Origin of the sequence: Paenibacillus jepli (genome assembly GCF_047238105.1) — a bacterium.
In the GTDB taxonomy this organism is placed as follows: Bacteria; Bacillota; Bacilli; order Paenibacillales; family Paenibacillaceae; genus Paenibacillus_D.
Window position 1 is genome coordinate 6,391,732 of sequence record NZ_JBDFMD010000001.1, and the last position, 14,212, is coordinate 6,405,943.

Annotated in this window: 12 protein-coding genes; 11 read left to right on the top strand and 1 reads right to left on the bottom strand. The window is 56.9% G+C overall.

All coding sequences use genetic code 11. The features are described from left to right. Positions 1 to 53: 53 nt before the first annotated feature. The 11 genes from lepA (at position 54) to ABC336_RS27170 (ending at position 13,105) form a co-directional block, all read left to right on the top strand. On the top strand, positions 54 to 1,868 hold the full coding sequence (lepA, locus tag ABC336_RS27120; protein ID WP_413241632.1) for a translation elongation factor 4: 1,815 nt from the start codon (positions 54 to 56) through the stop codon (positions 1,866 to 1,868). A 103-nt stretch (positions 1,869 to 1,971) separates the two neighbouring features. After that, a complete protein-coding gene (gene hemW, locus ABC336_RS27125) occupies positions 1,972 to 3,138 on the top strand; it encodes a radical SAM family heme chaperone HemW (protein WP_413241633.1) in 1,167 nt (388 codons plus the stop codon). A 256-nt stretch (positions 3,139 to 3,394) separates the two neighbouring features. After that, on the top strand, positions 3,395 to 3,856 hold the full coding sequence (locus ABC336_RS27130) for an N-acetyltransferase (RefSeq protein ID WP_413241634.1): 462 nt from the start codon (positions 3,395 to 3,397) through the stop codon (positions 3,854 to 3,856). A gap of 130 nt (positions 3,857 to 3,986) precedes the next feature. After that, positions 3,987 to 5,012 (top strand): heat-inducible transcriptional repressor HrcA, encoded by a 1,026-nt coding sequence (hrcA, locus tag ABC336_RS27135; protein ID WP_413241635.1) that lies wholly within the window; start codon positions 3,987 to 3,989, stop codon positions 5,010 to 5,012. Positions 5,013 to 5,076: 64 nt separating this feature from the next. Further along, a complete protein-coding gene (gene grpE, locus ABC336_RS27140) occupies positions 5,077 to 5,703 on the top strand; it encodes a nucleotide exchange factor GrpE (RefSeq protein WP_413241636.1) in 627 nt (208 codons plus the stop codon). A 101-nt stretch (positions 5,704 to 5,804) separates the two neighbouring features. Next, on the top strand, positions 5,805 to 7,652 hold the full coding sequence (dnaK, locus tag ABC336_RS27145; RefSeq protein ID WP_413241637.1) for a molecular chaperone DnaK: 1,848 nt from the start codon (positions 5,805 to 5,807) through the stop codon (positions 7,650 to 7,652). Positions 7,653 to 7,780: 128 nt separating this feature from the next. Beyond that, on the top strand, positions 7,781 to 8,905 hold the full coding sequence (gene dnaJ, locus ABC336_RS27150) for a molecular chaperone DnaJ (RefSeq protein ID WP_413241638.1): 1,125 nt from the start codon (positions 7,781 to 7,783) through the stop codon (positions 8,903 to 8,905). Positions 8,906 to 9,046: 141 nt separating this feature from the next. Beyond that, on the top strand, positions 9,047 to 10,024 hold the full coding sequence (prmA, locus tag ABC336_RS27155; protein WP_413241639.1) for a 50S ribosomal protein L11 methyltransferase: 978 nt from the start codon (positions 9,047 to 9,049) through the stop codon (positions 10,022 to 10,024). Between the two features lie 249 nt (positions 10,025 to 10,273). Then, the gene (locus ABC336_RS27160; RefSeq protein ID WP_413241640.1) at positions 10,274 to 11,038 is read left to right on the top strand and encodes a 16S rRNA (uracil(1498)-N(3))-methyltransferase; all 765 of its coding nucleotides are present in this window, start codon (positions 10,274 to 10,276) and stop codon (positions 11,036 to 11,038) included. A 3-nt stretch (positions 11,039 to 11,041) separates the two neighbouring features. After that, complete coding sequence (gene mtaB / locus ABC336_RS27165; protein ID WP_413241641.1) at positions 11,042 to 12,397, top strand: tRNA (N(6)-L-threonylcarbamoyladenosine(37)-C(2))-methylthiotransferase MtaB; 1,356 nt, start codon at positions 11,042 to 11,044, stop codon at positions 12,395 to 12,397. Positions 12,398 to 12,676: 279 nt separating this feature from the next. Next, entirely contained in the window at positions 12,677 to 13,105 is a 429-nt protein-coding gene (locus tag ABC336_RS27170; protein WP_413241642.1) for an NUDIX hydrolase, read from the top strand. Here ABC336_RS27170 and ABC336_RS27175 read toward each other — a convergent pair. Next, positions 13,092 to 14,090, bottom strand: coding sequence for a Na/Pi cotransporter family protein (locus ABC336_RS27175; RefSeq protein ID WP_413241643.1), 999 nt, complete (start codon positions 14,088 to 14,090; stop codon positions 13,092 to 13,094). The two genes, ABC336_RS27170 and ABC336_RS27175, sit on opposite strands and share 14 nt — an antisense overlap. Positions 14,091 to 14,212 lie beyond the last annotated feature (122 nt).

Genomic DNA, 14,212 nt, shown 5'->3' on the forward strand with positions numbered 1-14,212 from the left:
ACTGATATAATGAACAGAATGATTTGAATTATTGACTCGTGTGGGGGTTAGGCATGACTGACGTTCGGAACCGACAAAAAAAGATTCGCAACTTTTCCATTATAGCCCATATCGATCACGGCAAGTCCACGCTGGCGGACCGGATCCTGGAATTCACGGGCGCACTGACCTCTCGTGAGATGCAGGATCAGGTACTGGACCAGATGGACCTCGAGCGTGAGCGGGGCATCACGATCAAGCTGCAGGCCGTCCGGCTGAACTACAAGGCCGACGATGGTGAAGAATATATCCTTAACCTGATCGATACGCCCGGACACGTCGACTTTACGTACGAAGTGTCGCGCTCGCTTGCGGCGTGCGAAGGCGCTTTGCTGGTCGTAGACGCCGCCCAGGGGATCGAAGCGCAGACGCTTGCCAATGTGTATCTGGCGCTGGATAACAACCTGGAGATCATCCCGGTTATCAATAAGATCGATCTGCCGAGCGCGGAGCCTGAACGGGTCAAGCAGGAGATCGAGGACGTCATCGGACTTGATGCCAGCGACGCTGTGCACGCGTCGGCCAAAGCAGGCATCGGCATCAAGGAGATCCTCGAGCAGGTGGTGACGAAGATGCCGTCGCCGGAGGGGGATCCCGATCAGCCGCTCAAGGCGCTGATCTTTGATTCGCACTATGATGCGTACAAAGGGGTTATCGTCTACGTACGCGTCGTCGACGGCAGCATCAAGCCCGGTTCACGGATCCGTTTCATGGCTACTGGTGCCGAGTTTGAAGTGCTGGAGGTTGGCGCCTTCATGCCTCGCATGACCTCGGTCAAGGAGCTGAGCGTCGGCGATGTCGGCTTCGTCATCGCAGGCATCAAGAATGTCAAGGATACCCGGGTCGGCGATACGATCACGGAGGCCAAGCGGATGGCGCCTGAGCCGCTGCCCGGCTACCGACGTATCAATCCGATGGTGTTCTGCGGTTTGTATCCGATCGAGACGCAGGACTACAATGATCTGCGCGAAGCGCTCGAGAAACTGGAGCTCAACGACGCTTCTCTGCGATACGAAGCGGAGTCCTCGACGGCTCTCGGTTTCGGCTTCCGTTGCGGCTTCCTGGGTCTGCTCCATATGGAGATTATCCAGGAGCGGATCGAGCGCGAGTTCAACATCCCGCTCATCACGACCGCGCCGAGCGTTATTTACAAGGTCACGCTCACCAGCGGCGAATCGATCGACATCGACAATCCGTCCAACCTGCCGGAAGTCGGCAAGATCGAATATGTCGAAGAGCCTTATGTCAAAGCTGGGATCATCGTGCCCAACGACTTCGTCGGTGCAATCATGGAGCTGTGCCAGAACAAACGCGGCGAATTTATCAATATGGAATATCTGGACACCAATCGGGTGACCATCACATACGATATCCCGCTCTCGGAGATCGTCTACGATTTCTTCGACCAGTTGAAGTCCAGTACCAAAGGATATGCTTCCTTCGACTACGAGCTGTCGGGCTACCGACGGTCGAATCTCGTCAAGATGGACATCATGCTAAACGGCGAACAGGTCGACGCGCTCTCCGTTATCGTGCATCGCGACCGGGCTTACGCGCGCGGCCGCGTCATCTGCGAGAAGATGAAAGAGCTGATCCCGCGCCAGATGTTCGAGGTGCCGATCCAGGCCTCGATCGGGCAGAAGGTCATCGCCCGCGAGACCGTCAAAGCGATGCGCAAGAACGTCCTGGCCAAATGTTACGGCGGCGATATCAGCCGGAAGCGGAAGCTGCTCGAGAAGCAGAAGGAAGGCAAAAAGCGGATGAAGCAAGTCGGCAGCGTCGAAGTGCCTCAGGAGGCCTTCATGGCCGTCCTCAAAATCGACGACTAAAGCAATGCCGGGGAACGGGAATGCGGGGGAGAGCGATGCTCTCCCTTGCTTCTCGTTAACCGGCAATCCTGCACGCATTCGTGCGGCAGGCAAGGAGGTTCCCATGAGAAGACTAACGGCACCGCGAGGTGTATATATTCATATCCCGTTCTGCACGAACAAATGTCATTACTGCGATTTTAACTCATTTGTCCTCAAAGGACAGCCGGTCGATGATTATCTGGAAGCGCTGGAGCGGGAGATGGCCGAGACTTGCAACGTAATGCAGCCTGAGCTGATCGATACGGTATTCGTCGGCGGCGGTACGCCGACAGTACTGAACCCTGCGCAGATGACGACCTTCCTGGAAGCGGTGCGACGTCATTTTCCGCTCTCCGAGCAAGTCGAATTCAGCATGGAAGCCAATCCCGGCACAACGGATCCGGACAAGCTGCATGCCATGCGCGAGGGCGGCGTGAACCGGATCAGCTTTGGCGTCCAGTCCTTTGACAATGCGTTGCTGGAGCGGATCGGCCGGATCCACGATGTGGATGATGTCTACCGCAGTATCGACAATGCCCGAGCGGCCGGGTTCGACAACCTGTCCATCGACCTGATGTTCGGCCTGCCCGGCCAGACTGTAGCCACGCTGCAGGATAGTGTCGCTCGTGCGCTGCTACTCGATCTGCCGCATTATTCGCTATATGGTCTCAAGGTGGAGGAGAATACTTTGTTCCACAGAATGTACGAGCGCAATGAGCTGCCGCTTCCGGAGGAGGAAGAGGAGCTGGAGATGTATCTGTACATTATGGAGGAGCTGAAGCGAGCCGGACGCAGACAGTACGAGATTAGCAACTTTGCCAGGCCTGGCTACGAGAGCAGGCACAATACGATTTATTGGCGCAACGAGCCTTATTATGGTCTAGGGGCCGGTGCACACGGTTATGCGGGCAGGCTGCGGCATGTCAATATCAAAGGCGTGCAGCCTTATATAGATGCGACCCGCAAGGGACTTCCGCGTCTGGAGAGCGGCAAGGTGTCGGAGGCTGAGGCGATGGAGGACTTCATGATGGTCGGGCTGCGGCTGCTGGAAGGCGTAAGCAGCGCCGATTTTACTCGTCAGTTTCCCGGCCGCTCCATCGAAGGGCAATTCGGCGATATTCTGATGCGGCTGCACGATGACGGACTGCTGGAGACGACAGACGGAGGAGCGCGATATCGTCTGACAGAGCAGGGCGTGCTGCTGGGGAATGAAGTATTCGGCGCCTTCATCTCCGTCACGGAAGACTAATTCGCTTTTGATCACGAAGTGATTCAGAGAAGAGGATTCGACATCGAATCTTGAATGCAGTCGAAACTTCCGGTGCTCACGTAGTCTTAACTACGCTCCGCTCCTCAGTTCCTCCTGCCTTCAACCTTCTCGGTGCTGAAAAGCGAACTATTAAGGGTTGAGTATTCATGCTTGATGTTGTATATTTATTCATATTCTTACCAATACAACTATCTCGACCAAGGTGCCGGGAACGCAGGATGATGGAGGGAGCTTCATGACGACGATGTGCCGCAAAGCGACGTCCGGTGACGTCGATTCGCTATATGAACTGATCAAAGGATACGCCGAAAAAGGTATCATGCTGCCCCGTTCGCGGGAGGTGCTGGCCCGTCAGATCGACTCGTTTGTCGTTGCGGAGCTGGGTGGCGAGATCGTGGGCTGCGGCTCTTTGTGCCAGCTCGGAGCCGAGCTGGTGGAGATCCGGTCGCTTGGCATCTCCGAAGGACACAAAGGGCAGGGGATCGGCAGCAAGCTGGTCAGCTATCTCGAAGGAGAGGCCCGGGAGCAGGAGCTGCCTAAGATTATGGCGCTCACATACGAAGTGAATTTTTTCCTCAAGAACGGCTATGATGTCGTGAGCAAAGACATTTTTCCCGAGAAGGTATGGACGGATTGCGTCAATTGCGCCAAGCAGCATGCCTGTGATGAGATTGCCGTACTCAAAATACTGAACTGACTTGACAATCGACAAGTCGGTTTGGTATTTTTGTATTACGGATTAGCACTCGCTGGATTGGAGTGCTAACGACCACCGGGATGGTAGTTTTCGGCAGCGATGAGAATCGATTGCGACAGGAGGGGTTAGGATGTTGACAGAACGACAACGGATGATATTGAATGCGATAGTAGATGACTACATCCGCTCAGCTGAGCCTGTTGGTTCGCGGAGCATTTCCAAGCGTGGAGATGTTGCCTTCTCTCCCGCAACGATTCGCAACGAGATGGCCGATCTGGAGGATCTTGGCTTCCTGGAGCAGCCGCATACGTCTGCCGGACGCGTGCCTTCCACCAAAGGTTACCGCTATTATGTTGATCATCTGGTGAAGATCGGCGAGGTAAATGAGCAAGAACTTGAGCGGATCCGGATATTTCTGGCCGACAAGATGAATCTTATGGAGCAGGTCATCCAGCACGCTGCGATGATTCTTTCCAATTTGACCAACTACACCTCGATTGTGCTGGGGCCGGAGATCTTCAGCAACTCGCTGAAGCATTTTCAGCTCATCCCGCTGAACGACGACACCGCGGTCGCGATCGTCGTCACCAATACGGGTCATGTCGAGAATCGCACTGTCTCTATCCCGCCGGGAATGGAGATGTCCGAGATGGAGAAGGTTATCCGCATCCTTAACAGCAAGCTTGCCGGCGTGCCACTGACGCGGCTGAGATCCCGGCTGTTCTCCGAGGTCGGCGAAGAGCTGGGCAGGTATGCTACACACTGCGAGCAGCTGCTGGATGTATTGGATGAGTCCCTCTCCCATGACGACGATCACCGCGTCTACGTCAGCGGCACGACCAATATGCTGACCCAGCCGGAGTTCAGGGACGTCGAGAAGGTGAAGTCGCTGCTTGATCTGTTCGATGAGACCCCGACGCTGATGAAGCTGGTCAGCTCGCTTCCCGACGGCATCCAGGTGAAGATCGGCCAGGAGAACGGCCATCAGGCGATCAGCAACTGCAGCCTGATCACAGCAAGCTACTCGCTGGATGGCCAATCGCTCGGGACGATCGGCATTCTGGGTCCGACCCGGATGGAGTATGGCAAGGTGATCAGTCTGCTGGACGTATTGTCAAAGGACATGGTGTCGACGCTATCCCGCTGGTACAAGTAGGGAGGACAGGGTAAGAAGAGATAAGTCAGGCTCGGCCTGAAATGGATAAGGAGGTGATTCATTCGTGAAGGCGAACAATGCACATACCGAAGAAGCGCAACAAGATCTGGAACATACGGAACCCGAACAACAAGCCGCTGCCGAAGCGGATGAGAAGGACGTTCCGGCTGAGGAAGCCGAAGCGACTGCAGAAGAATCAGGGCAAGCTGAGGGTGCAGATGCGGAGCCGACCTCAGAGCAGGATAAGCGGATTGCCGAGCTGGAGAAGCTCGTCGATGATGGCCAACAGCGGTTGCTGCGGGCTCAAGCGGACTTCGACAACTACCGCAGACGTACTGTCAAGGAGAAGGAAGACTTGGCCAAGTATGCGTCCAGCAAGCTGATCACCGAGCTGATCCCCGTCATCGACAACTTTGAACGGGCGATCGCTGCTGCCCAGAGCGGCGGCGACCAGGAATCGCTTGCCAAAGGCGTCGATATGATCTTCCGCCAGCTCGCTCAAGTGCTGGAGCAGGAAGGGCTTAAGCCGATGGATGCCGTCGGACAGCCGTTCAACCCGGAGTACCATCAGGCGATCATGCAGGTGGAATCCGAGGAGCATGAGGAAGGCACTGTAGTCGAAGAAGTACAGAAGGGCTACACGCTCAAGGACAAAGTGATCCGTCCGGCAATGGTCAAAGTCAGCGGCTAGTCAGGAGCTGTCTTCAATAGAGCTGTAATCGCGGTGAGCTTGCTCGCCGTCTTGGCGAGAACACTCATCTCTCTGTAATTATATAAGGAGGAATATACAAAATGAGTAAAGTAATCGGTATCGACTTGGGCACCACCAACTCTTGCGTAGCTGTTATGGAAGGCGGCGAAGCCGTCGTTATTCCTAACCCGGAAGGAAGCCGGACGACCCCTTCGGTTGTAGGCTTCAAGAAAGACGGCGAACGGATCGTCGGCGAGCCTGCGAAGCGTCAAGCCATCACCAACCCTGACCGGACGATCGCTTCCATCAAGCGTTACATGGGTACCAGCCACAAAGAATCGATCGACGGCAAGGAATTCTCGCCTCAGGAGATCTCTGCGATCATCCTGCAGAAGCTCAAATCGGATGCCGAAGCTTACCTGGGCCAAACGGTAACGCAAGCGGTTATCACCGTACCTGCATATTTCAATGACAGCCAACGCCAGGCAACCAAAGACGCGGGCAAAATCGCCGGTCTTGAAGTGCTTCGTATCGTCAATGAGCCTACGGCTGCTGCTCTGGCTTACGGTCTGGAGAAATCCGAAGATCAGACGATCCTCGTCTATGACCTCGGCGGCGGTACGTTCGACGTCTCGATCCTCGAGCTCGGCGACGGCTTCTTCGAAGTTAAAGCAACCAGCGGCGACAACAAGCTGGGCGGCGACGACTTTGACCAAGTGATCATCGATCATCTCGTGAGCGAATTCAAAAAAGAGCACGGCACTGATCTCTCCAAGGACAAAGCGGCTGTCCAACGTCTTAAGGATGCGGCAGAGAAAGCCAAAAAAGAGCTCTCCGGTGTCATGACGACTTCGATCTCGCTGCCGTTCATTACGATGGTAGACGGGGTGCCGCAGCATCTCGAGCTGTCGCTCACCCGCGCCAAGTTCGAAGAGCTGTCTGCGGATCTTGTCGAGCGCACGCTCGCTCCGACACGTCAGGCGCTGAGCGACTCCGGTTTGTCCACCAGCCAGATTGACAAAGTTGTCCTGGTGGGCGGCTCGACACGGATCCCTGCTGTGCAGGATGCGATCAAGAAGCTGATCGGCAAAGATCCGCACAAAGGCGTTAACCCCGATGAAGTGGTCGCGCTGGGCGCTGCCGTTCAGGCGGGTGTCCTGACAGGAGACGTCAAGGACGTCGTCCTGCTCGACGTTACTCCGCTCTCCCTCGGTATCGAGACGGCAGGCGGCGTATTCACGAAGATGATCGATCGCAATACGACGATCCCTACAAGCAAATCCCAAGTTTACTCGACCTATGCGGACAATCAGACGAGCGTTGAGATCCACGTCCTGCAGGGTGAGCGTTCGATGGCGAAGGACAACAAGACGCTGGGCCGTTTCATGCTCGGCGACATCCCGGTTGCACCGCGCGGCGTGCCGCAGATCGAGGTCACCTTTGATATTGATGCTAACGGCATCGTGAACGTCTCGGCACTTGATAAGGGTACAGGCAAGAGTCAAAAAATCACCATCACTTCATCCAGCGGCCTGACCGATGAAGAGATCGACCGGATGATGAAGGACGCCGAGCTCAATGCGGAGGAAGACAAAAAGCGCCGCGACCTCGTCGAAGCCCGCAATGCGGCTGACCAACTGATCTACTCGGTCGAGAAGACGATCAAGGATCTGGGCGACAAAGCCGATGCCGGCGAAGTGGCCAAGGCGAACGAAGCCATCGACAAGCTCAAGAAGGCGCTTGAAGGCGAAGGGGAGCTCGAAGAGATCACTAAAGCAACCGAAGAGCTGCAAGAAGTTGCACAGCAGCTGTCGATGAAGCTGTACGAGCAAGCGGCTCAGGAGCAGCAAGCTCAAGGCGGCGAAGGCGGGGAACCAGGCGAAGGCGGCAAAGGACGGGACAATGTCGTCGATGCCGATTACGAAGTCGTGAACGACGACAAAAAATAAAGCTGGCAAAGATTTTATACAGACAAGTGTCAAGTGGCAGCGCAAGGTCAAAGTCAGGCGTGGTCTGATTTTGACCTTCGCTTGTGTCAGGACGCTGTTAAAGGATTGAATCAACGGGAGGTGACCATGTGGCGGAGAAACGGGACTATTATGAAGTGCTTGGCTTAGGCAGGGATGCGACAGCGGACGATGTCCGCAAATCATACCGCAAGCTGGCCCGGCAGTATCACCCCGATGTAAACAAGGCCAGTGATGCCGAGCAGAAATTCAAGGAAGTCAAAGAAGCTTATGACGTCCTCAGCGATGATCAGAAGCGAGCTACCTATGACCAATATGGCCATGTGGATCCAAATCAAGGGTTCGGAGGCGGTGGAGCCGACTTTAATGGCGGCTTCGGCGATATCTTCGATATGTTCTTCGGCGGCGGCGGCCGGCGCGACCCCAACGCCCCGCAGCGGGGCAACGATCTGCAATATACGATGACCATCGAGTTCAAAGAAGCGGTCTTCGGCATCGAAAAGGATATTACGATCCCGCGTACGGAGAACTGCGATACCTGTGACGGTTCCGGCGCCAAGCCCGGTACGCGCCCGGAGACCTGTACGATCTGTCGCGGCACAGGGCAGCAGGAAGTGGCACAGAATACGCCGTTCGGGCGGATCGTCAACCGCCGCGCTTGTACGAACTGCAGCGGCACCGGCAAGGTGATCAAGGATCGCTGCAGCACTTGCGGCGGCGCAGGCAAGGTCAAGAAGCAGCGCAAGCTGCATGTCAAGATTCCCGCCGGCGTGGACGAAGGCGCCCAGATCCGGATGAGCGGCGAGGGCGAGTCGGGTACCCGAGGCGGTCCGCCTGGAGATCTCTATATTGTGCTGCGTGTCAAGTCGCATGATTTCTTCGAGCGGGACGGCGATGACATCTACTGCGAAGTGCCGCTTAGCTTCGTGCAGGCTGCACTCGGCGACGAGATCGAGATCCCGACGCTGACCGAGAAGGTCAAGCTGAAGATTCCGGCGGGCACCCAGACCGGCACCTACTTCCGGCTCAAAGGCAAAGGCGTGCCCAAGCTGCGCGGCTACGGCCAAGGCGACCAGCATGTCAAAGTGACGGTCGTCACGCCGACCAGGCTTTCCGATGAGCAGAAGGAACTGCTGCGGCAGTTTGCCGGCGATAGTTTGCAGTCGAATGGCGCGGAGCAAGAGCATCATGAATCGATTTTTGACCGGATGAAGAAGGCCTTCCGGGGAGAATAACGGGGCCGCGCTCATCCTTCACAGAGCTTTTCCAATGGTCGCGAGACCTTGCGGAAGAGCTCTGTTTTGTTTATAAATGTAGGTAGGTATGGAGCCGAGCTGGTCCTTTGTGAAGAGACGAATGATAGGGAGCTGAACCGAATGAGATGGCATGAAATTACGATCTCGACGACCGAGCAAGCAATTGAAATGATCACGAACTTCCTGCATGAGCTGGATGCCGACGGCGTATCAATCGAGGAATCCGGCACCCTGAACAAGCCCCGCGATACTTCGCTGGGTCAATGGTACGAGCATCCGCTCAACGATATACCCGAGGGTCAGGCGGTGATCAAGGGGTATTTTCTGGAAGAAAGAGAAGTGCAGCCGATTCTCTCCAGCGTGGAAGCGTCGATCCGGGGCCTGCGAGAGTTCGGCATCGAGCCGGGGGAGTTCGTCATGACGACTAAGATCGTCGATGAAGAGGACTGGGCGAATGCCTGGAAGCAATACTTCAAGCCGCTCCGGGTGAGTGAACGGCTCACGATCAAGCCGACCTGGGAGGCATACGAGCCGGCTGAGGGAGAACGGATCATCGAGCTGGATCCCGGCATGGCCTTTGGCACCGGCACCCATCCGACGACAGCTCTATGCTTGCGAACGCTGGAGACTGTTATCCAGGGGGGCGAAGAGGTCATCGATGTCGGCACAGGCTCCGGCATCCTGGCGATCGGCGCCTGCCGGCTCGGCGCGAGCCGCGTCCTGGCACTTGATCTCGATCCGGTCGCTGTCTCCAGTGCAACCGAAAATACGAGATTGAACGGACTGGAGGATGTGATCCAGGTCAAGCTGAGCGACCTGCTCGGCGTGCTGCAGGCAGGGGAGCAGCAGAGCGAAGAGACGCTCCAGGTGCAGGTGCCTGTCGATGTAGTCGTCGCCAATATTCTGGCGGAGATCATCATGCTGTTCCTGGACGATGTCTACGCGGCGCTCAAGCCGGGAGGGACTTATATCGCCTCCGGCATTTACGAGAACAAGGAAGAGCTGGTCGCGCAGGGACTGCGCGATGCAGGATTTGAAGTGGTGGAACGGTTCCGGGAGGACAGCTGGATTGCATTCGTGGCTCGCAAGCCTGTTTAACGCAAGTTAACAAGACCGGATCCCCCCTTAATAGGGGGCCAAAATCAAGAAAGCTGGGAACAACAGCGATCGGAAGAACGATCCGTTACCTTGAGGCTTTATTTTGATGGCAGTCTGGGTTTTGTGCATACTTCTTAATCCATAGCGGGACAGTGCTGGATCAAGCGGGGCGGACCATGCTATAATAGGTAGTTGACAAGCTCCGCTCTGTTGGAGCTGGAGTCTGGAATGCTGGAACGAGGGATGCTTATGCAACGTTATTTTATAGATGCCGCACGCTTTGCGGCCCATAGGGTAACCATCGGCGGCAATGACGCCCACCATATCGTCAGAGTGATGCGGATGACGCCAGGCGATCAGTTTATCGTCAGCGATGGCGAGTCGAGGGAAGCTGTAGCTGAGATTGCGGAGCTGGCGCCCGGCGAGGTGATCGCCGAGATCGTCGAGCTGCGGGAGATGACAAGCGAACCGCTCTGGCACATCGTCATCGCCCAGGGGCTGCCCAAAGGCGATAAGATGGAGACCGTCATCCAGAAGGGGACGGAGATCGGCGCCGCCGGTTTTATCCCGTTCCAGTCGGAGCGGGTTGTCGTGCAGTATGATGACAAGAAGGAAGGCAAGCGCCTCGAGCGCTGGCAGAGAATCGCCAAGGAGGCCGCTGAGCAAGCTCACCGCAGCAAGATACCGCCAGTTCGGCCGGTTATGTCCTGGCCGGCTCTGCTGGCGGAGGCGGGCGGGTACGATCTGGCGCTGCTCTGCTACGAGAAGCAGAGCGAGACTCCTTCGCACGGCCTGCGCGAGCTGATCGCCCTAGATACAGATGCGCAGCAGATGCGCAAGGTACTGCTTATTGTAGGCCCGGAGGGCGGCTTCTCGGAGCGCGAGGTGGCGGAAGCGGAAGCTTGCGGCATCCGCATTGCTGGTCTGGGCAGACGGATATTACGGACGGAGACGGCAGCTTTGGTGGGACTTACCTGCCTGATGTACGAATCCGGAGAAATGGGAGGAATATAGACGATGCCATCCGTTGCGTTCTATACCCTCGGCTGCAAGGTTAACTTCTATGACACCGAGGCAATGTGGCAGTTGTTCAAACAGGAAGGCTACGAGCAGGTAGATTTTGACACTACCGCAGATGTATATATTATCAACACTTGTACGGTGACCAATACAGGCGACAAGAAGAGCCGCCAGATCATCCGCCGCGCCGTACGGCGCAATCCGGATGCGGTCATCGCGGTTACAGGCTGTTACGCCCAGACTTCGCCTGCCGAGATTCTCGCCATTCCTGGCGTGGATCTGGTCGTCGGCACGCAGGACCGCGAGAAGCTGATGACCTTCATCGGCCAGTACCAGCTGGAGCGCCAGCCGGTAAATGCCGTTCGCAATATTATGAAAACCCGCGAGTTCGAGGAGCTGGACGTTCCCGACTTTGCCGAGCGTACGCGGGCTTTTCTTAAAATCCAAGAGGGCTGCAACAACTTCTGCACCTTCTGTATCATCCCGTGGTCCCGTGGACTCTCGCGCAGCCGAGCGCCGGAGAGTGTGCTGGAGCAAGCGCGCCAGCTGGTCTCGGCGGGCTACAAGGAGATCGTCCTGACGGGTATCCATACCGGCGGCTACGGCGATGATCTGGAGCAGTACAAGCTGGCCGATCTGCTGGAGGATCTGGATCGGATCGACGGGCTGGAACGCATCCGGATCAGCTCGATCGAGGCGAGCCAGATCGATGAACGGGTGATCGCGGTGCTGAACCGATCAGCGAAGATGTGCCGTCATCTGCATATTCCGCTTCAGGCGGGCCATGATGCCGTACTTAAGCGGATGCGCCGCAAGTACACTACCGCTGAATTTGCGGAGAAGATCCGCAGACTGAAGGAAGCGATGCCGGGCGTGGCAATTACAACAGACGTGATCGTAGGTTTCCCAGGCGAGACGGAGGAGATGTACCGCGAGGGCTACAGGTTTATGGAGGAGATCGGCTTCGCCGAGATGCACGTGTTCCCATACTCCAAGCGGACAGGTACGCCTGCGGCCCGCATGGACGATCAGGTGGATGAAGAGATCAAGCATGAACGCGTCCATCAGCTGATCGAGCTCTCCGAGCGGATGCAGCTGGCGTATGCCCAGCAGTTCGTCGGCCAGACGCTGGATGTCATCCCCGAGCGGCCATACAAAGCCGAGGATCCAGCGGGTCTGATCATGGGTTACTCCGGCAACTATATCCAAGTCGTGTTCGAGGGCAGCGAATCACTCATCGGCCAGGTCTGCCAGGTGCGTTTGACCGAGGCGGGCGAGGGTGAATGCCGGGGCGAGCTGGTCGCATCGGCAGCGCCAACACCAGCCTCGCTGCGTGCGGCATCGGCTGTCTAAATCTAGTCAATACAGCTGCAGCATCCCGCGGAGCTGAAAGCTAATAATAAAGTTCGGTGTTCAGCACCGAGAAGGTTGGAGGCAGGAGGAAATGAGGAGCGTCCACGTTTTCGTAGAAAACGACTTCGGAAGCATCGCTACGTGAGCACCTAAGAGGAAGCTTACGAAGCTAGTTTCCTTCGGAAACTCTTATCGGACTGCATTCAAGATTCGATGTCGAATCCGCTTCTTGGAGTTGCTTCGTGATGGGCAGCGTACTTAGGAAAGTAGGGGAATACCATGGTCGAATACTCTGCGGGGGGCGTCGTATTCCGCCGTACAGACACTGGACTGCAGGTGCAGCTGATCCAGGACCGGTATGGCAAGATATCGCTCCCCAAAGGCAAGATGGAGGCTGGCGAGACGATCGAGCAGACCGCTTTGCGCGAAATTGTGGAGGAGACGGGCATCGTAGGCAAGATTATCGAGCCGATCGACCAGATTAAATACCAGTACCGTGATGAAGTCAAAGGCAAGGTCAATAAGGAAGTCCATTACTACCTTGTAGAAGCTGTCGGAGGTACGCTGCAGGCCCAAGTGGAAGAGATCCGCGGTGTCGATTGGTTCACACCGGAAGAGGCGTGGCGACGCCAGCGTCAGTCGGGTTACGACAATAATGACCGGATCGTGGCGGGTGCGCTGCGTTTGCTTGGCCTCAAGGTGCGATAGCGGGTGGATTGCCTTTGGGCCGGATATCCCGCCAGATCGGCAAATAGCAGAGCGGCAGCGCCAACAGAGAGCTGGCGACATTGAAGATGGTCTGCGCATGAGCGATCTGAGCGGCGGGCTGATCGGACAGCAGGGCAGCAAGCCACTGCAGCTCCATGATGAACGGGGCGAACAGCAAGGCGCCGCCGATGTTGAGCGCGACATGGGCCAGCGCCACGGCCCGGCCGGCCGAAGAGCTGCCGATGGCAGCCAGCAGCCCTGTCGCGCAAGTACCGACATTGGCGCCGAGGACGACGGCGACGCCGAGCTCCAACGGCATCGCACCGGTGGCCGCAAGGCCCATGATCATCGCGATCACCGCGGCACTGCTGTGGACCAGTGCAGTCAGGATGGCGCCAGCAGCCAACCCCCACCACAGACTTTCGCCTGCTCTCTCGAGGAGCCAGCTATAAAGAGGACTTGCTTCGATTGCGGGAGCAAGGCTTTGCATCATCGTCATCCCCACCAGCAGCAGTCCGAATCCGGCTGCTGCTACTGCGGTGTACCGGAAGGTATGAGTCAGCGTCCCCGGCGGCGAGCCGCTCTGGCTTCCGCGGCCTTCGTCCAGCAAGGCGGTGGCAAACCACAAGAAAGCGGCACCGATCAGAAGCGGCCATCCGAGACGATGGATCTGCAGTCCGATCAGCTCGGTCGTCAGGCAGGTGCCGACATTGGTGCCGAGGATGATGCCGAGCGAGCGCCGGAAGGAGAGCAGGCCGCTGCCTACCATGCCGATCGTGATAACAGTAACCGCCGTGCTGCTCTGCAGGAACGCCGTCGTGACTGTTCCCACAGCCGCTCCCCGGAGCGGGGTGTCCGTACTTCGGCGGATGATGCTGTCTAGATACGGACCAGCCAGCCGGTGCAGCGCCATCTCCATGGCTTTCATACCGAGCAGGAAGACGGCGAACCCGGCTAGCATAGGGAACAGGATCGATTGCAGCATGAGCGGCACCTCCTTCGATGTAAATACATTGTATGCTTGGACGCAGACAAGCATGCCAGGCGTAAGAACTGCGAGGCGCTCAGCCATAAACTTTACGTTCATTGCGGGCCATTCAAACAGCA

Coding starts and splice junctions, on each gene's coding strand:
- lepA (WP_413241632.1), top strand. CDS start 54: ATGACTGACGTTCGGAACCGACAAAAAAAGATTCGCAACTTTTCCATT.
- hemW (WP_413241633.1), top strand. CDS start 1,972: ATGAGAAGACTAACGGCACCGCGAGGTGTATATATTCATATCCCGTTC.
- ABC336_RS27130 (WP_413241634.1), top strand. CDS start 3,395: ATGACGACGATGTGCCGCAAAGCGACGTCCGGTGACGTCGATTCGCTA.
- hrcA (WP_413241635.1), top strand. CDS start 3,987: ATGTTGACAGAACGACAACGGATGATATTGAATGCGATAGTAGATGAC.
- dnaK (WP_413241637.1), top strand. CDS start 5,805: ATGAGTAAAGTAATCGGTATCGACTTGGGCACCACCAACTCTTGCGTA.
- prmA (WP_413241639.1), top strand. CDS start 9,047: ATGAGATGGCATGAAATTACGATCTCGACGACCGAGCAAGCAATTGAA.
- ABC336_RS27160 (WP_413241640.1), top strand. CDS start 10,274: ATGCAACGTTATTTTATAGATGCCGCACGCTTTGCGGCCCATAGGGTA.
- mtaB (WP_413241641.1), top strand. CDS start 11,042: ATGCCATCCGTTGCGTTCTATACCCTCGGCTGCAAGGTTAACTTCTAT.
- ABC336_RS27170 (WP_413241642.1), top strand. CDS start 12,677: ATGGTCGAATACTCTGCGGGGGGCGTCGTATTCCGCCGTACAGACACT.
- ABC336_RS27175 (WP_413241643.1), bottom strand. CDS start 14,090: ATGCTGCAATCGATCCTGTTCCCTATGCTAGCCGGGTTCGCCGTCTTC.